This is a genomic window from Deltaproteobacteria bacterium (genome assembly GCA_016874755.1).
Taxonomy (GTDB): Bacteria; Desulfobacterota; Binatia; order UBA9968; family UBA9968; genus DP-20.
This window is the reverse complement of record VGTH01000016.1, coordinates 44,192-64,359: the sequence shown is the minus strand read 5'-3', so window position 1 is coordinate 64,359 and position 20,168 is coordinate 44,192. Positions and strand designations below refer to the sequence as shown.

Genomic DNA, 20,168 nt, shown 5'->3' with positions numbered 1-20,168 from the left:
CAAGGAGCTTTATGATCTACAACGGCCTGCGTGACTGGCTTGGCAAAGTCGACCAACTCGGCGAACTCAAAACGCTTGAAAACATCGACTGGAACCTGGAGATGGGTGCGATTGTCGATGTGCTTTATCGAGAGCATCCGCCCTATGCGCCGGTTGTTGTCTTCGACAAGATCAAGGATTACGCGCCTGGCTTCCGCACGTTGTTCGGTCATTTCGCTTCGCCGAGACGGATTGGTTTAACGTTGGGCATTACCGAGCCCTTCGATCATGTGTTGCAGTTCACGCGCATCTACCATGAGCGCATGAAGGCCTGCACTCCGCTGCGCCGCGAGGAAGTGAAAACCGGTGCGGTGCAGGAGAACGTCCAAGAGGGGAGTGCGGTCGATCTTCTAAAATTCCCATCGCCGCTGATTCATGAGAAAGACGGCGGACGTTATATCGGCACAGGACACTTGGTGATTACTAAAGATCCCGACTCGGATTGGATCAACGTCGGCACCTACCGGATCATGTCGCAGGACCGCGACACGCTGTCGATCTACATCGGGCCGGGCAAGCACGCTTTCATTCACAAACAGAAATATTTCGAGAAGAACCAGCCGATGCCGGTCAATGTCGTGCTCGCGAGTGATCCGTTGGATTGGTTCGCCGCAGCTTGCCCCGTTCCCGCAGGCACGAGCGAGTTCGACTACGCCGGAGGCCTGCGCGGCGCGCCGACCAAAGTTATTCAGAGCGACATCACTGGATTGCCGTATCCTGCTGACGCGGAAATCGTCATCGAGGGCGAAATTCGCCCAGGCGAATTCAAAGACGAGGGGTCGTTCGGCGAATGGCCGGGCTACTACGCCAGCCCGCGCAGCCCGGAGCCGTTCATTCGAGTCAAGCGAGTGCTGCACCGCAACGATCCGATTATCTCGGGCGCCAACCCGGCGCGGCCGCCGCACACGCTGACATTGCTGCGCGCGATAACGCGCTCGGCACATGTGTGGGAGGAAATGGAGAAGGCCGGCATCCCCGACGTGAAAGGCGTCTGGTCGCACGAACCGGGCCCGCGGCAGTTCACCGTGGTAGCGATCGAGCAGCGCTATCCGGGCCACGTCAAACAAGCCGGAGTGATTGCCTCACAGTGCTTCTCGGGTGGCTATCAGAATCGCTTTACCATCGTCGTCGACGATGACATCGACCCGACACGCATCGATGATGTCGTCTGGGCGCTGTCGACACGCTGCGATCCGGCGGAAGATATCGACATCCAACGACGCAGCTGGTCGAGCTCGCTCGACCCGATGATCCATCCCGACTCGGAAGTGTTTTTAAACTCGCGCGCGGTGATCGACGCCTGCCGGCCCTATGAATGGATGAACCGCTTTCCTGATGTTGCGGAAACTAGCCCGGAATTGCGTAAGAAAGTGATTGACAAACTAGGAGGGGGATTCTTCGGCTTACGGTAATTGGAAGTTGAAGATTCAGGTGATCGGAATCGTTCCGAGTCATTTTCAATTTTCAACTGTTAATTTTCAATTGCCTGGATATGCCGCCGCCTCGGGATGAAAAAAAGTCTTGTAGTCGATCCGCGTCGGAGTGAGTCCCTGCTCGTGGGCGTAGAGCGTCATCGCTTCGAGAGCCTTCACGTTCTCGCCGACATTGTATGGCCAGTAGTTGTCGCCCATGAGCTCGCGCTGCTCGGCCACGGCGGCGGCGATCCATGAGTAAGCGATGATCTGCGGGTCGGGTCCCATCAAGCGGTCGAAGGCGACGTCACGCGATTGGCGGAAGGCTTTGAGTAGCGCCACCGGCGCGTTGGGGTGGTTGTCGACGAAGGCTTGCTTGAAAGTCACAATGTGGCTGGTCGGAAAAATGCCGGTCTTGCGATAGTACTCTTGCTCTTCTTTGCGAAAATCCCTGAACAGGCGGCGGGTGCGCGGGTCGCGCGCAGTGATCGAGGGCAGCACGTTGGGGCTGATGACGGCGTCGATTTTGCCATCGACTAACATGTTATCGAGCAGATGATCCGGGTCGCCTCCGGCATCGATCTTTTCGATCTCGATGCCCGCAGCGACGCCTTCTTTTTTCGGCCGCGGCGAGCACCATTTTAGTTTCTTGATATCGACGCCGTAATAGTGCTGCAAGGCACCGCGCGCCCAGACGCCGGCGGTGTTGTCCCACTGCATGATGCCGACGCGGCGGCCTTCCAAGTCTTTCGCCGAGTCGATGCCGGCTTTGCTGTTGACGTAGATGTAGGCTTGACGGAATTTGCGATTAGGAAACGCTGGAATCGAGATGTGCTTCTCGCCCTTGGCGTAGGCGCGCACGCGCGCGGCAAAGCCACAGTCCCAGGCGTCGCATTGTTCTTCATTGGGGACGAATTCCCAATCGAAGCCATCTAGCTTAACGGTGCCGTCGGTGATCGGGATGTTGGTGTCGATGGTCGGTTCGCGGAAATAAAAGCGCAGTTCAGAGTTGGGCATGGAAGAGCTCCTTATCGATTGATGCGGAGGTTATCGCGATTCGGCGCTTCGGTTCAAACGCCCCATCAAAGAGTTTCGGGTTCCTTGTTTCGTGTTGCCCCGGGCTAAACCCGAAACTCAAAACTCGAAACGGCCGCGCATGGCGCGGCCTGCTTGACACCCGGCTTGCTGCGGGCGTACAGGGAAGAGAAAGAACCCCAACGGAGGACGATTGCTATGGCGCAAATTGAAGTCATCGATGCCGACGGACACATTACCGAAACCGATGCGCAGCTCAAAAAATACATGCCAGAAAAGTATGTGAAGCGGGTTTCCAGCTTGGCGCCCGGCGATAGCTGGGATCGTTCGCTCAGCGGCAAGCTTGGGACGCGAGCCGGAGATGCCAAGACTTGGCTGGCGGCCATGGACAAGGGCGGGGTTTCGACAGCGGTGCTCTATCCGACCAACGGCCTGAGCATTGGCTGGATTCGTGAGCCGGACGTAGCCGTGCAATACGCGCAGGCGTGGAACAATTTTTGTTCGGAAGAGTTTCAGAAAATTAGTCCGCGCTTGAAATGCGTGGCGTTGGTTTCGTTCCAGGACGTCCCGGAAGCGGTGAAGGAACTGCGCCGGGCCGTGCAAGATTTGAAGCAGGTCGGCTTGATGCTGCCTGCCGTCGGCCTGCGTCATCCCCTCGGCCACGAAAGCTATTGGCCGATCTACGAAGAAGCGGAGAAGCTAAATTGCATGGTCGGCGTGCACGCCACCGTGCGCGGGCCGCATTACTTTGCCGGCGACATGTTCGATCAGTTCATCGAGGTGCACACGTTGTCGCATTCGTTTGCGCAGATGATGCACGCCTGCAGCATGATGTTTCGCGGCGTGTTTGACCGGTTCCCCAAGCTGCGCATTGCTTTCATGGAAGCCGGCTGCAGCTGGGCGCCCTATTGGTTTGGTCGCATGAGCGAGGAGTGGGAGCTGCGCGGCGAGGTCGAGGCGCCCATGTGTAAAAGAAAGCCGCTCGATTATTTGAAGGACGGGCGCATTTATTTTCACGCGGAAGATTATGAACCGCTTATCGGGGCGGCCACTCAGGTGATGTCGCATCAGAACATTTACTACGCCTCGGACTTTCCCCACTGGGATAATGAGTTTCCGCAAAACATCGAGCACCTGGGCAAGCGCAAAGATTTGAATGACGAGGCGAAAAAGTGGTTGTTCGCAGAGACTGCGAAAAAGCTCTACAACTTGTCGTGATTCTAGAAGCCGGCCTCGGAGTCCTTCGACAAGCTCAAGACGAACGGAAACAAAGCCGTGATGGCTCAGATGAGTCCGTTCATGCTGAGCTAGTCGAAGCATTCTTTGGGTTTTAGAAAATTCGCGTAGCGAGGTGTGAAAATGGCAGCCAAACGCAAAGTCTGTGTGACCGGGCCAATGCGCATCAAGATCGTTGAAAACACCCTGCGTGATTCCGGGTGCGAGGTGGTGTTGGGCAAGCCGCAGGACGATTTTCGTAACTTTCGTTACGAGCGCAAAGAACTGATCAACCTGGTCGGCGATAGCTCGATTATCTATCCGTCGGGACGCGACTTCATCGGTGGCGACGTCATGGACTCCTGTCCCAACCTGCAAGCGGTGGTAAAGTCGAGCATTGGCATCGAGACGGTCGACGTCGATGCGGCGACGGATCTGGGGATTCTCTGCTGCAATAGCCCGACGTTGGAAAATTACCTTGGTGTCGCTGAAGCGACCATGGGGTTGATGATCGCGTTGTTCAAGCGGCTCAAGCTCAATGAAACCGTGATCCGCAATTCCGGCTGGAAGGAGCTGGAAAACCGCGGCACGCTCATGCTGGGCCGGACGGTCGGCATCATCGGCGTCGGCCGCATCGGCCAGGCGGTGGCAAAACGTCTCGACTCTTGGGGCATGAAGGTGCTCGGTTACGATCCTTACGTGAAACAAGAGACCGTGGCGTCGCTGGGCATCAAGATGGTCGGCTTGGAGGAGCTACTGAAAAACTCCGATGCGGTGACTATCCACGTTGTCTTGACGCGCGAAACCCGCGGTATGATCGGCATGCGCGAGCTAAAAATGATGAAGCCGACGGCGTTTATCATCAACACGTCGCGCGGTCCGGCGATCAAAGAGCACGAGCTGATCGCAGCGCTGAACGACAACGTGATCGCCGGCGCAGCCCTCGATGTGTTCGAGCAGGAGCCACTACCCAAGACGAGTCGCTTGCACAAGATCGATCCTCTGAAGCTGATTTTGACGCCGCACAACATCGGCGCTAACCCTGGTTCCGGTGAAGCGGGGCAGACCATGGCGGCGCAGAGTATCTTGCAGATTCTCGATGGCAAAGTGCCGGACACCGTGGTCAATCCGGATGCGATCCCGCTTTGGAAAGAGCGGTTTTGGTCTTGAAAAATTTCTCGCGCAAAGGCGCAAAGAACGCAAAGAGAGCGTTAAGCCGCTACTTGGTCACGAATGACAACGCGATCCTGGAAGAAGCCTATCAGACCTTTCGCGGCATGTTTCCACGCGTGCCCTACGTTACTGAAGAGATGATCAAGTCGAGTTTGGTGTACTCGGAGCACCCCAAAGCCGCCGGTGCCAATCCGCAGGACTTTTTCGATCAGCGCTACTTGAAGGCAGCCAAGCAGCCTTCTTTGACAGAGCACAATTGAGGAGTTAAAAGGGCGACTAGAGCCAAAACTATGAATCAAATAAAACCGTTGGTTTTTTGGACTTCGCTGTTACTGTTCTCTTTTGCACTGACCCTACCAGCACCGGCAGCCACCGCGCCCGACAAACTCGTCGGCATTCATTCTTCCCGCGTTATGTCACAGTCCTTCCCCTGGGTGGCTCAGGAGGCAGGGCTGTTTAAGAAATACAATCTCGATTTCAATCTAGTGTTCATCTCGTCGTCGAGCATCGTCACGGCGGCGCTGCTGGGCGGCGACGCTGAGATGACCGTCACCGGTGGCATCGGCAATGTCGCTGCCTTCGTGAAAGGTTCCACGGACATCGTTTTCACCGGCGGCGTCAAGAACGTCATGACCCAGACGCTGGTGGCCGGCGGCAACATCAAAAAGCCGGAGGACCTCCGGGGTAAGCGCATCGCGGTGAGCCGAATTGGCGGCAACTCTCACTACTTCACGATCCAGGCGCTGCGCCGCTACGGTATGGAACCCAACCGCGACTATAGCTTTCTCCAGACCGGCGGCGACCCCGAGACGCTCACCGCGCTTTTGAGCGGTTCGTTGGAAGTCGCCAATCTGACGCCGCCCACCGATGCGCAAGCGATCGCCAAAGGCTACCATTACGTGGTGTACGGTCCCGATCTAAAAATTCCATACTCAGCGACGGCGTTTGTCACCAAGCGCTCGGTCATCGCCAAGCGGCCGCAGGTAATCGGCAGCTTCATGCGCGCCATGGCGGAGGCTTCGAAGATCGTGCATACCGACCGCGACTTCTGGTTCAAAGTCCTGGGCAAATACCTGCGCCTCACCGATCGCAGCGTGCTCGACTCTGCCTATAACGCTGAAATCAAAGCGTTGGAGCCGCGCCTGCAGCTCAAAATGGAATCGCTGCAAGCGATTCTCGACGAGTTGGCTCCTACCGATCCCAAAGCCAAGAACGTCAGAGCGCAAGACATGGTCGACACTCGCTATCTCGAGGAGATGAACAAGAGCGGCTTCATGGACCAGTTGTGGGGTAAGAAATGATGCGGCGAATCCGATTTGCGCTGGTTCTCGCGATTTCACTAACGGCTGCGAGTGCATGGGCAGCCGACAAGTTCACGACTATCTATTCCGCCCGAGTCATGGCCCAAGCGCTGCCATGGATCGCCGAAGAAGCCAAGCTCTTCCAGAAGTACAATCTTGACCACAATCTGGTTTTCATCGCGTCGTCGAGCATTGTCACGGCGGCCCTGCTCGGCGGTGATCCTGATATGACCATGACCGGCGGCGTCGGCAACGTGATCGCCTTCGCGCGCGGCTCGTCCGAGATCGTCTACATTGGCAGTGCGAAAAATTCGATGACGCAGAACATCATCGCCGGCGGCAATCTGAAGCGCCCGGAGGATTTGCGGGGAAAACGGATCGCGGTGAGCCGCATCGGCAGCAACTCGCATTACTTCACGATTCAGGCGCTGCGCCGCCATGGCCTGGAACCTAATCGCGACTACACGTTTTTGCAGTCCGGCGGCGATCCGGAGTCGCTCACGGCGCTGCTCAGCGGCAACATCGAAGTTGCCTCGCTAACGCCGCCCACGGACGTGCAAGCCTTGGCCAAAGGGTATCACTACGTCATCTACGGTCCCGATCTGAAAATTCCCTACGCTGCCACCTCGTTTGTCACCAAGCGTTCGACGATCGCGCGCAAGCCACAGGCGATGGCGCGGTACATGAAGGCGATGGCCGAAGCCGTGAAGATCATGCACACGGACAAAGAGTTCGTCTACAAGGTTTTAGGTAAACAGCTTCGGCTCAACGATCGCGCGATTCTGGAGTCGGCCTACAATGCCGAGATCAAAGTGATGGAGCCGCGCCTGGCGCTCAAAGCGGAAGCTTTTCAGGCGATTCTCGACGAGGTCGCGCAGACGGAGCCCAAAGCCAAAGGCGTTAAACCGCAGGAGCTCATGGACACGCGCTTTTTAACCGACATGGAAAAGAGTGGCTTTTTCGATCAGCTTTGGGCTAAAAGATAGGAAATTAACCAACTCTCATAAGGAGGAAGCCATGGATGAATTGATTATTTCGTCTGACTCACACGTGATCGAGCCGCCCGATCTTTGGGAAAAGGGTATGCCGGCTGCGCTGCGCGACCGCGCGCCGAAAGTCTATTTCGATGAAAAGCGCGACGCCTGGATGTTTGGCGCGGAAGGGGTTCCCGAGCAGGCGGTGGGCGCATTGTTTATGGCCGGCAACAAGCCGGAGGATCGCGAGCGCTTTCGTAAAGAAGGTTTCAAGTTGGCGCGCCCAGGGGGGTGGGATCCGATCGCGCGCAAGGCAGACATGGCCACCGACGGCGTCTGCGCCGAAGTGCTTTATCCGAGCTTGGGGCTGGCGCTCTATTGCATAAACGACGCGGCGTTTCAGGAAGAGATCTTCCGCGCTTTCAATAATTGGATGATCGACTACTGCAGTAAAGTGCCGGATCGGCTCTACGGCGTCGGACTGATTTCGATGTACAACATCGATCACGCGATTGCTGAAATGGAACGCTGCAAAAAAGCCGGCATGGTCGGGACCATGATCTGGCAGGTGCCCGACGCCAAGCTGCCGTTTACCTCGGACCATTATGAGCGTTTCTGGGCGGCATCGGCGGCCAACGAGATGCCAGTTCACCTGCACATCCTTACCGGCTTTGGCGATAGCATGCACCGGCAGACCGCCCAGGGCATCCAGCGCCCGCGCATCGGTGTCGATCAAACCCGTGAGATCGAGACCGCGCTGTTCGATATTATTTTCACCGGTGTGCTCAAGCGCTATCCCAAGCTCAAAGTCGTGTCGGTGGAAAACGAAGTCGGCTGGATGCCGTTCTGGATCGGCCAGTGCGACAAGAACTTCAAGCGCCATCGCCATGCGCAGAATTTGCCGATCGACCGGCTGCCCAGCGAATATTTCTACGAACAGGTCTTTTCGACCTTCTTCAACGATCATGTGGGCGGCAAAATGTTCTCCTGGTGGGGCGCCGATAATTGCATGTGGTCCAACGACTACCCGCATCAGAACTCGACCTGGCCGAACTCACGGCAAGTCATCGAGCGCGACATGGTCGACGTGAAGCCGGCGGATCGTAGAAAGCTGCTGTTCACCAATTGTGAGAAGCTCTACAACTTGAAAGTGCCGGCGTCGCTGCCGGTGGCGGCTTAGTTGGGATAGTTTCGAGTTGCGGGTTTTGAGTTTCGAGTCCATCCGAGTTCCTTCCCCCGCCTCGGGGGAAGGTTAGGATGGGGGCTGCTCTGCCAACGACGATGAGGCGGCAGGGAGAGAATCGGGCTCTCGTGCGAGAGAGTATTTTCAGGAGGCACTATGGAGTTGAGCGAAGCCATCAAAGTCTTAGATTCCGACGCCCATGCGCGCGATCTCGACAACGACATTCGGCCTTACTTGCCGGAGCCCTACAAGAGTCAAAGGTCGTCGTTTATTCCCAGCGAACACTACGATCGCAATCTCGGCGGCACCTTGGGGCAGTCTGGCGCCAAGGTCGAAGATCGCTTGCGGGCGATGGACTTGCAGCAGATCGACACCGCGGTGATGTTTCCGACGAGTGGTCTCGGCGTTGGCCGGGTGCGTGATCCTAAATTTCAAATCGCCTTGTGCCGCGCCTATAACGATTTTATTTCGGATTACTGCAAAGCTTCGCCGCGTTTGAAAGCCGTGGCGAATTTGCCGGTGGCCGATCCGGCGGAGTGCGCCAAGGAATTGAATCGCGCGGTGACCAAGCTTGGTCTGTGCGGTGGCATGCTGGCGGCGCAGGCGCATCGCAAGAACTTCGGCAATCCGGAATATTATCCGCTCTACGAAGAAGCGCAGCGCTTGAATACGTCACTCTCGATCCACGCCTTCGGCGGCGATGAACCGGGCAGCGAAGTGTTCGATCAGTTCATTTCTCTGCACACCTGCGGCCATCCCTTTCCGGTGCTGCGGCAGCTTACCGGCATGGTCTTCGGCGGCATCCCGGAAATGTTTCCCAAGCTGAGAATCGGCTACCTCGAAGTCGGCTGCGGCTGGCTGCCGTACTGGGCGGAGCGCATGGACGAGGAGTGGGAGAAGCGCGGCAAAGTCGAAGCGCCGCTGTGCAAGAAAAAACCGAGCGAATATCTGTTCAGCGAGTACAGCTATTATGGCTGCGAGCCGGAAGAGAAGATGATCAGTTACGTTGCCAAAGAGGTCGGCTCGAAAACCTTGATGTACGCGTCGGACTATCCGCACTGGGATATGAGCTGGCCGGAGTCGGCGACGATTCTGTGGGAGCGCGACGATATTTCGCTGGATGTGAAGAAGGACCTGCTGCTGAATAACGCCAAACGATTTTACAACATTTGACCTAGGGGCTTTAAGAAGCACGCGAGGAACCTTGCAGCATGGCGGGGTTCCGCGTTGCTTTTTTGCGCGTGCCTGGCGTAGATTAAGGCGCGTTCTGACCGTACCAAACAAGCGCAAACCTCGAGAGGAGACGAGCATGATTCAAACCAAGGGATTGACCGGCGCGCAGAGCATGCTGCGCGTGCTGGGCAAAATGGGAGTTGAGAAGATTTTTGCGTCGCCGGGATCGGAATGGTCGCCGCTCTGGGAAGCGTTGGCGGAGCCTGGCGTCGAAGGCATGCCGCAATATTACAGCACGCGCCATGAAGAGATCGCCGTTGGCATGGCGAGCGGCTACGCCAAGTCAACCGGCAAATTGCCGGCGGTGGTCATTCACACGACGGTCGGCGCGTTGCACGCGACGATGGCGATGCGCGCCGCGCTGCATGAACAAATTCCCATGGTTGTGTTCGCCGGCGAGTCCATTGGCTTCGGCGAAGACGAAGGCCCCGACGTAGGGGGCCAATGGCAAGGCCATTTGGGCGACATGGGCGGGCCGGCGAAGTTGGTTGATCACACCGTCAAGTGGAGCTTCGGCGTCAACACCAAGTCGATCGTGCCGTCCACGGTGCAGCGTGCCTGCCGCCTCGCCATGGCTGGACCGCGCGGCCCGGTGTTTGTGTCAATGCCGATGGAATATCTGTTCGATACGATGACGAAGGATGTGCCGTCGGATCTCGGCAGCTCGCCTCTGGCCATGGCTGATCCGCACGGCGTTGAGGAACTCGCCATTATGCTGGCGGGCGCCAGTCATCCGGTGATCATCGCCGAAGACGCCGGCAGGACGCAAAAGAGTGTGAATCTTTTGGTCGAGATTGCCGAGCTGCTCGGCTGCCCGGTGGCTGAGACGCGCAGCACCGGTGTGATCAATGTTCCGCGCACCCACCCACTGCACAGCGGCTATGATGCCGCCGAAGCGGTGCAGGGCGCCGATGTGATTTTCCTGTGCTCGGTGATCGCGCCGTGGCATCCGGCCTCGATCACGCCCTCAAAGGGTGCCAAGGTCGTCATGCTCGATGAAAACCCGCTGCGCAGTCAGATTCCTTATTATGGCTATCAATGCGATCTGTGCTTGACGGGCGAAGTGGAGTCGTCGCTGGAGCATTTGTTGGCGGCATTGAAAAAGAAAGTCACCAACGGCGATCCGGCACGTGCCAAGCGCGCTGAAGAACTGAAAGCTAAGAACGACGCGCGCCGCAAGAAATGGCGTGAAGAAGCCATGGCCTTGGCCAACACCAAACCGATGGATCAACGCTGGGTAGCGCACGAAATCAGCCAGGCGCTGCCCAAGGATGCGATGGTCGTGGAAGAGACGATCACGCATCGTCTCGCAGTGCACCGGTACTTCGACAACCTAACGCCGGGCTCGTTTTTCAACGGCTGCATCGGCGGTCTGGGCACAGGCTTAGCGACGGCGCTTGGCGTGAAGGCTGCCAATCCGAAGCGCCCCGTGATTTGCCTGATTGGCGACGGCTCATTTAACTATGATCCCTCACCCGCCGCCTTCGGCGCCGCCCAGGAACACAACCTGCCGTTTCTGACGATCATGTTTAACAACCAGGGTTATCTCTCGCAGAAATCCGGCATCCCGAAATACTATCCCAATGGCTGGGCGGTGAAGTCCGGCAATTTCTCCGGCCTGCACATTACGCCGTGCCCGGAATATTCGCAGATGATCAAAGCCTGGGACGGCTATGGCGAGAAAGTCGAAGAGCCCGGCGAAGTGCGCAAAGCCGTCGAGCGCGGCCTGCGCGCGATCGCTGGGGGCCAATCGGCGCTGATCGACATTCGCCTGCGCACCGTCGAAAACACCCAGGGCCGCGGCGAAGGATAAGTTCCGGTATCGTTAATGCAAGGGCGGCCCCCGGTGGCCGCCAGGGCTGTAAAATCATCAGCCTCCCCAACCGCGCCGGCAAATCTCCCCTAACCCCTCTTTTCCAAAGAGAGGAACTCGGAGTCAGCCTGAATCTGTCCCCCTTTGAAAAAGGGGGACAGAGGGGGATTTTTTTCGCGTTCCCCCGGCAAAGATGGGCAAAGAGGATTTATCTTGAATCGGATGGCCGTCCGGTTTAAGGTAAGTCCTCTTTGCGTTTCAAGGATGTGACCGCAGAATGTCGAGGTAAGTCATGGGCAGCAGCTTTCATGATCAACTAGTCGCCACCCGCGACAAGAAGCACAGTAAGAACCACCCGTTCTTCGAGCTCTGGGCGCAGGGCAAGCTGACGAAGTCGCAGATGGCTTTCTATTGCACGCAGCATTTTCATTTCGTCGCGCAGTTTCTCAACTGGCTCGCCTACCAGGGCGCACAGATCGAACAGCGCGACGTAAAGAATTATCTGTTTGAGAATCTCGGCGACGAGGAGAATCCGGACGATCGTCATTTGGACATGCTTAAGGACTTCGTCGCTGCCTGCGGTGTCGACCGCAACAGTGTCGAGAGCACGATCGTGCTTGGCGGCACCGATGCTCTGCAATGCTGGGGCTGGCGCATGGTTTATCAGCAGCCCTGGCAGACAGCGCTGGCGGGCATGTTTATCGGGCTAGAGTCGCAATTCCTAGACATCTGCAAAAAAATCGTGCCGGCGCTGCACAAGCATTACGGTTTCGCTGTGAAGGCGCGGGAGATTCGCTTCTTTGAAGAACACATCTACGCCGATGAAATCCACGGCTCGAAGGGCTTCGCGATCGTCGAAAAGTATTGCACCACGCCCGAGCTGCAAGCGCAGGCGTTGAAAACCGTCGAAGCCGCAACGATTCGGCGCTGGCGTTACATGAACAACATCTACTGGTACGCGCTGCACGGCAAGGAGGACGACACGCCGACGCTTTGAAGCCGCCAAACTCTTGCATATTTCTTGACAGGACCCTACACTCGGGTCAGTGATTTTTTGTTGGACCCACCGAGAGTGATCAAGCCACAAACGCTCAAGACCGAACGTCTACGACTCCGAAAAGTCAAACTCTCCGACGCCGAGGCGATCTTTCGCCAATACGCCCAAGACCCTGAAGTGACGCGCTACGTCAGTTGGCGCGCGCACCAGAGCCTCGATGAAACCCGCGAATACGTGCGCATGTGTTTGCTCGCCTGGGATGTCGGCAAGGCCTACCATTGGGCGATCGAGCGGCTTGAAGACAAGCAAGTTATCGGCATGATCATCACCCGCGTCAACGGCGAAAAATGGGAGTTGGGCTTCGTGCTGGCGCGCGGCCACTGGGGCCAAGGCTACATGACCGAAGCGGTCAAGGGACTGATCGCTTGGGCCTTCAAACAAAAAGATGTCTACCGAGTCTGGGCGGTGTGCGACGTCGACAATGCCGCGTCAGCCCGCGTCATGGAAAAGTCCGGCATGCAGCGCGAAGGCGTCCTGCGCCGCTGGTCAGTGCACCCCAATATCAGTCCCGAGCCGCGCGATTCCTACTGCTACGCGATTGTGAAATGAGAGTCTTGCCTGAGTGCCAACAAAGCAAGCTACGTTCCTTGAAGCCGTGGTCAAACTAAGAATTCCTCAGCGGGACGAAGAACGCGATCGGAGCGAAAACGTTGAGCTGCGATTCCTCGACAATTGCGAGACTCGATCCCACACCGCTTGCCAAACGGCAGCTAACTAAATCCCAGGGTCCTATCGCCGGTTCGTGCTAGCTAACTGACTCTATCCTGGAGAGGTTGCGGACTTGCGCAATTGCGCAAGTCCGCAACCCCATACCCGCTGATCTGCGGATAGGGTTTCTGATCAAGCAAAAAACCGTAGATTGCGTAGTTGCGCAACTACGCAACATGTGACCGCAGGGTGCACCGGAATTTTTAATTTATGAACCCATTTCGATACGCGAAGGCAATAACGATTGGGACAAGTTCGGGATGCGCGTGCTCGGAGTGCGTGGGAGCCGGCAGCGTGTTTACCCGCGACACGCGGCAATTAACAAAGAGAAGATGCGCCGCTGGTCGGCGCGTTTGGGTGCTAGCACCTCCGGGTGCCATTGCACGCCGAGCACGAAGGCGTGGTTGGTGCTCTCGACCGCCTCCGTCAAGCCGTCAAGGGCTTGCGCGCTAACAAGCAAATTCTTACCCGCGTTTTTTATTGCTTGGTGATGGGTGGTGTTGACTTCGACGACGCGGCGAGTGACGGCCCTTGCTAGGAGCGTTTTAGCTGTGACCAGAATACTGTGGCCACCGCGTTCTTTCATTTTGCTTTGCCGATGCGAGACCGCGTTTGGCACCTGGGTGGCGATGTCTTGGTACAATGAGCCACCCAGGACGACGTTGATCGCTTGCGCGCCGCCGCAGATGCCGAGAATCGGCAAGTCTCGGCGCAGAGCGCGAAGAATCAGCTCCAGTTCAAATTCGGTTCGCTCTGGAATGATGTCGCCTAACTTTGCAATAGGCTTTTCGCCGTAATGCCGGGGGTGGATGTCGAAGTCGCCGCCGCTGATGATCAGGCCGTCGATTCGATCCAGCGAATGATCGAGGTTCTTGGTGGATTTGCCGGGCGGCAAAATCAGCGGCACACCGCCGGCTCGTTCCACTTCGCGGCAGTAGCGGTGGTGCAGAAAAACCGTCGGTTCACGGAACGGCGTCGCATCTGCCCAATCGGCGGTGATACCGATGATCGGCGCGCCGCTCATGAGTTTTTTTTGTAGAGCTTTTTGTAGATGCGGTGGTTGCGCATGACCAGTTTTACATAGCCGCGGGTTTCGATGTACGGGATGCGCTCGACAAACTCTTCGATATCGTCGGTGACGATCTCACGCTCCCAACGGTCCACGGCGCCTTCGCCGGCGTTGTAGGCGGCGATGGCTTTGTACCAATTGTTCGAGTAGCGCTGCAAAAGATCTCTCAGGTACTGCATGCCGAGAGTCAGATTGGTTTCCGGCTCGAAGAGTTTTTCATTCGACGGTGGTTCAAGCCCGATCTCCTTAGCCACTCGCGCCGCAGTAGACGGCAGCAACTGCATCAAACCCAACGCAAATACCGGCGAGCGGGCCCGCGCGTCGAACAGGCTTTCCTGGCGAATCAACGACAAAACCAGAAAGGGGTCGATTTCCCGTTCCTGAGCTTTCTTTTGAATCGCGCTCCAATAGGCGAGCGGGAAGCGGAAACGATCGCGATCTTCCACCGAACCCGGCAGTTGGTTGGCGATCGTCAGGCTGCGGCCGTAGGCTTGGCCGCGGAAATACTCGCGCATCAATACCGGCCGCAGGCGCGCATGTTTGCGCGATAGGCGTTCGACCTCGTCGAGCTCGGCGACCGCCAAGCGGTGCAGTGACAGAGACAAAAGCTCGCGCGCTCGATTGAAATGAAAATTTACCTCGGGCGTGATCGGCGGGTCGGCCTCCATCGTTGTCGACGTGGAGATAGCCCTTGCCTCCGAAGGCGGCAAGCCAAGCCGCTGCTGGGACAAGGCCTGATAGTACGATTCTTCTCCGCCGTTGATGATACGCCGGTGCAGCTGGCGCGCGGTTTCCTGGTCATTTAGTTTTTCCGCTGAGCGCGCTTGCCAGTAGAGTGCGGCAGTGCGAAACGAGCTGTCGCCCGTTTGACTCAACGAGGCAAAGGTCGTCTGCGCCTGCGGCCAGTCGGCGGCACGGTAGTAAAGCCATGCCAGCCGCCAGAGGGCATCGCTGCGCAAATTGCTCTTGGGAAACTGCTTAGGCACGCTGGTGTAATATTGAATCGCCAGCTCCCTGTTGCCGAAATATTCGTAGATGTCGCCCAGCGCAAAGTGCGCGCGGTCGATGTAGCTACTCTTGGGAAAGCGGTCGATCACCGCTTTGAAATATTCCAGCGCCTGGGCGTTGTCATGACGATTCCACAGGATCTGCGCCGCCTGGTAAAGCGCCCGCGGCGCTTCCGCTGCTTCGGGGTAGTCGCGGGCAATCTGTTCGAGCAGCGGAATCGCTTCATTGCGTTTGACGATCGACATGTACAAGGCGGCCAGTTTGACCAGCAGACGCAGGCGGAACTCGCCATCGGGATTGTTGGCAAGAAGCCGTTTATAAAGATTTTCGGCTTCGCCGTGCTGCGCTTCGCGCGCTAGACGGTCAGCTTCATCGGCGATGGCGGTCGGGGTGCTGAGTGCAAACTGCTCAGGATAGCGCTCGCGCAGCCGGCTCTGTTCGCGGCGCGCCGCGTCGGTCCAGCGCGAATTGGGATAGCCTGCGCGCAGGTCGCGGTACAGCGCAAATGCCTGCTGCGGCTCGCCAAGGTTGTCTTGGAGCTGGGCTTCGAGCAGCAGCGCTTCCTGGAGAATTTCGTTCTTGGCATTTTTATTCGCGCGCAGGGCGCGCAGGCTGGCAAGCGCCTGACGGTGTTTCTTTTCCGCCAGGTCAATTTTGATTAGCTGCAGCTCCGCTTGCGCGTACCAGAGGCTTTGCGGGTACTGCTGGCGCAGCTGCAGTGCATAGCTACGAGCCTGATCCCAATTCTTTTCGCCAAAAGCGATGGCCGACAAATAGCGCAGACTATAGTCGGCCAGGGTAAACTTGGGGTCGACGGCCTTTTGCAACAATTCTTTGGCGCGCGCGGACTTGCCCGTGGTGTGCAAGGCGTAGCCGCTGGAAAAGAATTCTTTCGGAGAAAGCTCTTGAGCCGGTATGCGAGGTGTCCACCCGAAAAACAGCAGAGCGGCGAGAAATATCGGCCCCGAGAGGTTCATGGATGGGAAAATTGTAACGGACGCGCACGCCGTATTCAACCAATAAGTTTCCCAACATGTTGTGTTTTCTGGGGATGAACGTTATGTTTTTCGCACGTTTACGCCGCTGGCAGGAGTGTTTTGCGGCCGTTGCGGTCGTGCGCAGGAGGCTTCCTTAGGTGAAGATAGAAGGCACTTACACGTTTAGTGCGCCACGCGATCGCGTTTGGCAGGTGCTGCTCGATCCGAAGATCATTGGGCAGTGCATGCCCGGCTGCGAGAGCATGAATGAGATTGGTCCGGACGAATATGAAGCGGTGATGAAGGTGGGAGTGGCCTCGGTCAAAGGAACCTACAAAGGCAAAGTCGCCATCAAAGATAAACAGCCGCCGTCGCACTATGTGCTGAGCGGTTCCGGCTCCGGCGGTCCGGGTTTCATGCAGGGCGATGTGGCCATCGATCTCGAAGAAGCCAATGGCCAGACATTGCTCAAATACAGCACCGATGCCAAGGTTGGCGGGCTGATTGCCAGCGTCGGGCAAAGAATGCTCAACGGCGTGGCCAAGATGATGGTCGATCAGTTTTTTAAGAAGATGGAGAGTTTTGTTTAATCGAACGCGCCGGACCCTTGCCTTTCATGTCATCAGCTCCTCTCGTCAGTGTCATTATTCCAACCTACAATCGTTGGCCCTGGGTGGGTGAGGCGATTGATTCAGTTTTACGTCAAACTTTTGCCGATTTTGAATTGATCGTGGTGGATGACGGTTCCACCGATGAGACCGAGTCGCGTCTCGCGCACTACGGGACCAGGGTGCAGGTGATTAGCCAAGTTAAGGGTGGGGTGTCATCGGCGCGCAATCGGGGTGTCCGCGCATCGCGGGGAAAGTATCTGGCATTTCTCGATTCCGATGACATTTGGTTGCCGCGCAAGCTTGAGCAGCAAATCGCCTTTATGGAGAGCCATCGCGAATACAACATCTGCCAGACCGAGGAAATCTGGATGCGTGATGGGGTGCGGGTCAATCCCAGAAACATTCACCGTAAACCGTCGGGTGATATTTTTCGCGCCAGTCTCGATCTCTGCCTCGTCAGCCCCTCTGCGGCGATGCTGACGCGGGAGTTGTTCGATCGAGTGGGCGGCTTCGATGAGAACCTGCCGGTTTGTGAAGATTACGATTTGTGGCTGCGCATCGCCGTTGACCAAGAGGTTGGTTTGCTGCCGGAGCCGTTGATCGTCAAGCGCGGCGGCCACGCCGATCAATTGTCCCATGCGCTTTGGGGCATGGACCGCTTCCGCGTTGCGGCGTTGCAAAAGCTCCTGCGCGGTCATCTGCCGCTGCAAAAGCGCGCTTGGGCATTTGCCGTGTTGCAGCGCAAGGTCAGGGTCTTGACTCAGGGGGCGCGCAAGCGAGGCAGGTTCGCCGAAGCTGCGGAATATGAAGCGATGCCGTTGGAGTTTTGCAAGGAGCCGCTCGATGTCGGAAGCGCTGGTGCGCCAGTTTGCCCAGGAGAAAGCGTTTCATCCACAGACGCTTGAGCGCTGGTTGACTTGGGAGGCGACGGATCGCGACGCCTTGTGGCGGCTGGTCTCGGCGTTGAAGCCCAGCGAGAACCATCTGCGCGATTTGATGGACTGGCTGGAAGAGATCGCGCTGCGCGACGACCGCAGGGGTTACGAGGTTCTCGCTGATAAATCGATTGGCGATATCGAGACCGACCCGCGTTTGGGGCGGGCTGACAAGTTCAAACGGATAAAAGAGCAGCTGCGGCGCTGGCGCTTCCCACGGTTGGCGGAGATCGAAGATGGCATCCAAAAGCGACTAAAGGAGCTGAAGCTGCAGCCGGAAATCCAGCTCTCAGTGCCGCCAGGTTTGGAAGGCGGCCGTTTGCAGATTCAGTTCAGCGCGGGCAGTTACGACGAGCTCAAGCGTTTGAGCCATAAGCTAGAGCAGAGCCTCGAACAGGATGCCGTGCGTCAAGTCTTTGACTTGTTGGCCGGCCGTTCAGCGAAGTAACGATGCAACTATTTCAACCCGAAGAGATTGTCGTCGAAGAGGGCTCGCAGTCGAGCCTTGTCTACGAAAATTTACGCAGGGCCTTGCCCGACGCGAAGTTTAAGATCGTCGATTGCGTAGATGCCAAGCAAAGCGATGGCGGGTTGCGCGACGGGTTCGGTGCGGCGAAAAAAACCCTGACACTGGCCCGGCACCGCGGTGAGTTTTTGAAGAAGTGTCCGGGCAGTGAGGGACAAGTCTGTTGCAACTATTTCGTGATCAATTTCGCCAGCAATTGCCCGATGGACTGTAGCTATTGCTACCTGCAGGATTATCTTGCCGACAATGCCGCACTGACCGTCTTTAGCAACGTCGATGATTTGCTGACCGAAGCTGACGAGATGCTAAGTAAACACCGACGCTATTTCTTTCGCATTGGCACGGGCGAGATCACGGATAGCTTGGCATTGGAGCCCTACATCGGCTTTGCCCGCGCGGTGGTGCCGTTTTTTGCCGAGCAGCCCAATGTTCTGCTGGAGCTAAAGACCAAGAGCGATTGTGTCGACGGCTTGCTCGATATCGATCCGAAAGAGCATGTCGTGGTCTCGTGGTCGATGAACCCACAGAGAGTGATCGATCAAGATGAGCACGGCACGGCGTCGCTCAGCGCTCGCTTGGCTGCCGCGCGGCGCTGTCAAAGCGCCGGCTATCGTTTGGGCTTTCACTTCGACCCGATCATCGAATACCCGGGCTGGGAAGACGACTATCGGGATATGATCGAGCAGACTTTCGCGGCGGTCGATTGGCGGCGTATTGCCTGGCTCAGCATGGGCGTGTTGCGCGACACGCCGGCTCTAAAGCGCGTCATGCGCCAGCGTTTTCCGAAGACTCAATTGCTCACGGGTGAACAGGTTCTCTGTCCCGATGGCAAGCTGCGCTATTTTCAGCCGCTACGCGTTGAGATGTATCGTAAGATGCTCGGGTGGATTCGTCCTTTGGCACCGACTACGAAAGCTTATCTTTGCATGGAATCCAGCGAAGTTTGGCAGCAGGTTTTCGGTTTTGCGCCGAGCTGTGAAAAAGAGCTGGCAGGGCAGCTGGCCAATTTTGGAATTTAGATTTTGGATTTTCCGATTGAAGCCAGAAAGAGCGATCTGTGGTTGAGCGACAATCCAAAACCCAAAATCGAAAATCCAAAATGAGCGCGGAGAGCGCCATCGGGGTTTTCGATTCCGGCATAGGCGGTCTGACGGTGTTGCACCAGATCATCGAAGCACTGCCGAACGAAAATACCGTTTACTTGGGCGACACCGCGCGCGCGCCCTACGGCAGCAAATCGACCGAAACCGTGCTGCGCTATTCGTTTGAAAACAGTGAATTCCTCGCCGAAAAGGGCGTCAAAATGATTGTCGTGGCGTGCAACACGTCAACCGCCATTGCGCTCGAGCGGCTGCGCACTGCATTGACGCTGCCCATCATTGGCGTGATCGAGCCAGGCGTGCGGCGCGCGGTCGCCAGCAGCAAAAACAAGAAGGTCGGTGTGATTGGCACCGAGGCGACGATTCAAAGCGGCGCCTATACGCGGGCTTTGAAGGCGGCGGAGCCCGGCATCGAAGTGTACAGCCGCGCTTGTCCGTTGTTTGTGCCGCTAGTCGAAGAAGGGTGGACCGATAACGCGGTCGTGGAAATGACCGTGCGAGCTTACCTCGGTAGCCTGAAGCAAAGCGGCATCGATACATTGATTCTGGGCTGCACGCATTACCCGTTGCTTAAGAAAGCGATTCGCAAGTACCTGGGCAAAAAGGTGCGGCTGGTTGACTCCGCCGAGGAAACGGCAAAAGAGGTGCAGGCGACCCTGAAGAAGTTGTCCCTCGCCAAAGGTGCTGGCAGAGCAAGCCACGGCTTCTTTGTGACCGATGCTCCGGAGCGGTTTATTAAGGTCGGGCGCCGTTTTTTGGGCGATAAAGTGGAGTCGGCCGTGCGCATCGAGCGCTAATT

At 57.2% G+C, this 20,168-nt stretch carries 19 protein-coding genes; 16 read left to right on the top strand and 3 right to left on the bottom strand.

The window, feature by feature from the left end; all coding sequences use genetic code 11:
* Positions 1 to 11 precede the first annotated feature (11 nt).
* Positions 12 to 1,451 carry a UbiD family decarboxylase gene (locus tag FJ145_11820; GenBank protein ID MBM4262102.1) on the top strand — a complete coding sequence of 480 codons (1,440 nt, stop codon included), beginning with the start codon at positions 12 to 14 and terminating at the stop codon, positions 1,449 to 1,451.
* Positions 1,452 to 1,517: 66 nt separating this feature from the next.
* Here FJ145_11820 and FJ145_11815 read toward each other — a convergent pair whose 3' ends face one another.
* A complete protein-coding gene (locus FJ145_11815) occupies positions 1,518 to 2,468 on the bottom strand; it encodes a hypothetical protein (protein ID MBM4262101.1) in 951 nt (316 codons plus the stop codon).
* Between the two features lie 216 nt (positions 2,469 to 2,684).
* On the opposite strand from FJ145_11815, the gene FJ145_11810 reads away from it, so the two are divergent.
* The 10 genes from FJ145_11810 to FJ145_11765 all read left to right on the top strand — a co-directional run bounded on the left by FJ145_11810 (position 2,685) and on the right by FJ145_11765 (position 12,984).
* Positions 2,685 to 3,704, top strand: coding sequence for an amidohydrolase (locus tag FJ145_11810; GenBank protein MBM4262100.1), 1,020 nt, complete (start codon positions 2,685 to 2,687; stop codon positions 3,702 to 3,704).
* 141 nt (positions 3,705 to 3,845) lie between these two features.
* Positions 3,846 to 4,871 (top strand): hypothetical protein, encoded by a 1,026-nt coding sequence (locus tag FJ145_11805; protein MBM4262099.1) that lies wholly within the window; start codon positions 3,846 to 3,848, stop codon positions 4,869 to 4,871.
* Positions 4,847 to 5,134 carry a hypothetical protein gene (locus FJ145_11800; protein ID MBM4262098.1) on the top strand — a complete coding sequence of 96 codons (288 nt, stop codon included), beginning with the start codon at positions 4,847 to 4,849 and terminating at the stop codon, positions 5,132 to 5,134. Before FJ145_11805 ends, FJ145_11800 begins: the two co-directional genes overlap by 25 nt.
* Before the next feature lie 30 nt (positions 5,135 to 5,164).
* Entirely contained in the window at positions 5,165 to 6,175 is a 1,011-nt protein-coding gene (locus tag FJ145_11795; protein ID MBM4262097.1) for an ABC transporter substrate-binding protein, read from the top strand.
* A complete protein-coding gene (locus FJ145_11790) occupies positions 6,172 to 7,161 on the top strand; it encodes an ABC transporter substrate-binding protein (protein ID MBM4262096.1) in 990 nt (329 codons plus the stop codon). Before FJ145_11795 ends, FJ145_11790 begins: the two co-directional genes overlap by 4 nt.
* Positions 7,162 to 7,192: 31 nt before the next feature.
* Positions 7,193 to 8,329: an amidohydrolase gene (locus FJ145_11785; GenBank protein MBM4262095.1), complete on the top strand. Its 1,137-nt coding sequence runs from the start codon at positions 7,193 to 7,195 to the stop codon at positions 8,327 to 8,329.
* A gap of 159 nt (positions 8,330 to 8,488) precedes the next feature.
* The gene (locus FJ145_11780) at positions 8,489 to 9,505 is read left to right on the top strand and encodes a hypothetical protein (GenBank protein ID MBM4262094.1); all 1,017 of its coding nucleotides are present in this window, start codon (positions 8,489 to 8,491) and stop codon (positions 9,503 to 9,505) included.
* A gap of 136 nt (positions 9,506 to 9,641) precedes the next feature.
* Entirely contained in the window at positions 9,642 to 11,378 is a 1,737-nt protein-coding gene (locus tag FJ145_11775; GenBank protein ID MBM4262093.1) for a hypothetical protein, read from the top strand.
* A 292-nt stretch (positions 11,379 to 11,670) separates the two neighbouring features.
* Entirely contained in the window at positions 11,671 to 12,375 is a 705-nt protein-coding gene (locus FJ145_11770) for a hypothetical protein (GenBank protein MBM4262092.1), read from the top strand.
* 75 nt (positions 12,376 to 12,450) lie between these two features.
* Positions 12,451 to 12,984: a GNAT family N-acetyltransferase gene (locus FJ145_11765; protein ID MBM4262091.1), complete on the top strand. Its 534-nt coding sequence runs from the start codon at positions 12,451 to 12,453 to the stop codon at positions 12,982 to 12,984.
* Positions 12,985 to 13,441: 457 nt separating this feature from the next.
* Here FJ145_11765 and FJ145_11760 read toward each other — a convergent pair whose 3' ends face one another.
* Complete coding sequence (locus FJ145_11760) at positions 13,442 to 14,167, bottom strand: gamma-glutamyl-gamma-aminobutyrate hydrolase family protein (protein MBM4262090.1); 726 nt, start codon at positions 14,165 to 14,167, stop codon at positions 13,442 to 13,444.
* A complete protein-coding gene (locus FJ145_11755) occupies positions 14,164 to 16,197 on the bottom strand; it encodes a tetratricopeptide repeat protein (GenBank protein ID MBM4262089.1) in 2,034 nt (677 codons plus the stop codon). The genes FJ145_11760 and FJ145_11755 overlap by 4 nt, the downstream gene beginning before the upstream one ends.
* 158 nt (positions 16,198 to 16,355) lie before the next feature.
* On the opposite strand from FJ145_11755, the gene FJ145_11750 reads away from it, so the two are divergent.
* The 5 genes from FJ145_11750 (at position 16,356) to FJ145_11730 (ending at position 20,166) form a co-directional block, all read left to right on the top strand.
* A complete protein-coding gene (locus FJ145_11750) occupies positions 16,356 to 16,787 on the top strand; it encodes a carbon monoxide dehydrogenase subunit G (protein ID MBM4262088.1) in 432 nt (143 codons plus the stop codon).
* 26 nt (positions 16,788 to 16,813) lie between these two features.
* Positions 16,814 to 17,713, top strand: a complete 900-nt coding sequence (locus tag FJ145_11745; protein ID MBM4262087.1) for a glycosyltransferase — start codon at positions 16,814 to 16,816, stop codon at positions 17,711 to 17,713.
* Entirely contained in the window at positions 17,652 to 18,191 is a 540-nt protein-coding gene (locus FJ145_11740; GenBank protein ID MBM4262086.1) for a hypothetical protein, read from the top strand. Before FJ145_11745 ends, FJ145_11740 begins: the two co-directional genes overlap by 62 nt.
* A gap of 2 nt (positions 18,192 to 18,193) precedes the next feature.
* Positions 18,194 to 19,288 carry a radical SAM protein gene (locus tag FJ145_11735; GenBank protein ID MBM4262085.1) on the top strand — a complete coding sequence of 365 codons (1,095 nt, stop codon included), beginning with the start codon at positions 18,194 to 18,196 and terminating at the stop codon, positions 19,286 to 19,288.
* Between the two features lie 80 nt (positions 19,289 to 19,368).
* Positions 19,369 to 20,166 carry a glutamate racemase gene (locus tag FJ145_11730; protein ID MBM4262084.1) on the top strand — a complete coding sequence of 266 codons (798 nt, stop codon included), beginning with the start codon at positions 19,369 to 19,371 and terminating at the stop codon, positions 20,164 to 20,166.
* The last annotated feature ends 2 nt before the right edge of the window (positions 20,167 to 20,168 follow it).

Bases quoted from the DNA above. Each gene is read 5' to 3' on its own strand.
- FJ145_11775 (MBM4262093.1), top strand. From the start codon at position 9,642: ATGATTCAAACCAAGGGATTGACCGGCGCGCAGAGCATGCTGCGCGTG.
- FJ145_11785 (MBM4262095.1), top strand. From the start codon at position 7,193: ATGGATGAATTGATTATTTCGTCTGACTCACACGTGATCGAGCCGCCC.
- FJ145_11795 (MBM4262097.1), top strand. From the start codon at position 5,165: ATGAATCAAATAAAACCGTTGGTTTTTTGGACTTCGCTGTTACTGTTC.
- FJ145_11745 (MBM4262087.1), top strand. From the start codon at position 16,814: ATGTCATCAGCTCCTCTCGTCAGTGTCATTATTCCAACCTACAATCGT.
- FJ145_11760 (MBM4262090.1), bottom strand. From the start codon at position 14,167: ATGAGCGGCGCGCCGATCATCGGTATCACCGCCGATTGGGCAGATGCG.
- FJ145_11740 (MBM4262086.1), top strand. From the start codon at position 17,652: ATGTCGGAAGCGCTGGTGCGCCAGTTTGCCCAGGAGAAAGCGTTTCAT.
- FJ145_11805 (MBM4262099.1), top strand. From the start codon at position 3,846: ATGGCAGCCAAACGCAAAGTCTGTGTGACCGGGCCAATGCGCATCAAG.
- FJ145_11810 (MBM4262100.1), top strand. From the start codon at position 2,685: ATGGCGCAAATTGAAGTCATCGATGCCGACGGACACATTACCGAAACC.
- FJ145_11815 (MBM4262101.1), bottom strand. From the start codon at position 2,468: ATGCCCAACTCTGAACTGCGCTTTTATTTCCGCGAACCGACCATCGAC.
- FJ145_11820 (MBM4262102.1), top strand. From the start codon at position 12: ATGATCTACAACGGCCTGCGTGACTGGCTTGGCAAAGTCGACCAACTC.
- FJ145_11730 (MBM4262084.1), top strand. From the start codon at position 19,369: ATGAGCGCGGAGAGCGCCATCGGGGTTTTCGATTCCGGCATAGGCGGT.
- FJ145_11735 (MBM4262085.1), top strand. From the start codon at position 18,194: ATGCAACTATTTCAACCCGAAGAGATTGTCGTCGAAGAGGGCTCGCAG.
- FJ145_11790 (MBM4262096.1), top strand. From the start codon at position 6,172: ATGATGCGGCGAATCCGATTTGCGCTGGTTCTCGCGATTTCACTAACG.
- FJ145_11755 (MBM4262089.1), bottom strand. From the start codon at position 16,197: ATGAACCTCTCGGGGCCGATATTTCTCGCCGCTCTGCTGTTTTTCGGG.
- FJ145_11780 (MBM4262094.1), top strand. From the start codon at position 8,489: ATGGAGTTGAGCGAAGCCATCAAAGTCTTAGATTCCGACGCCCATGCG.
- FJ145_11770 (MBM4262092.1), top strand. From the start codon at position 11,671: ATGGGCAGCAGCTTTCATGATCAACTAGTCGCCACCCGCGACAAGAAG.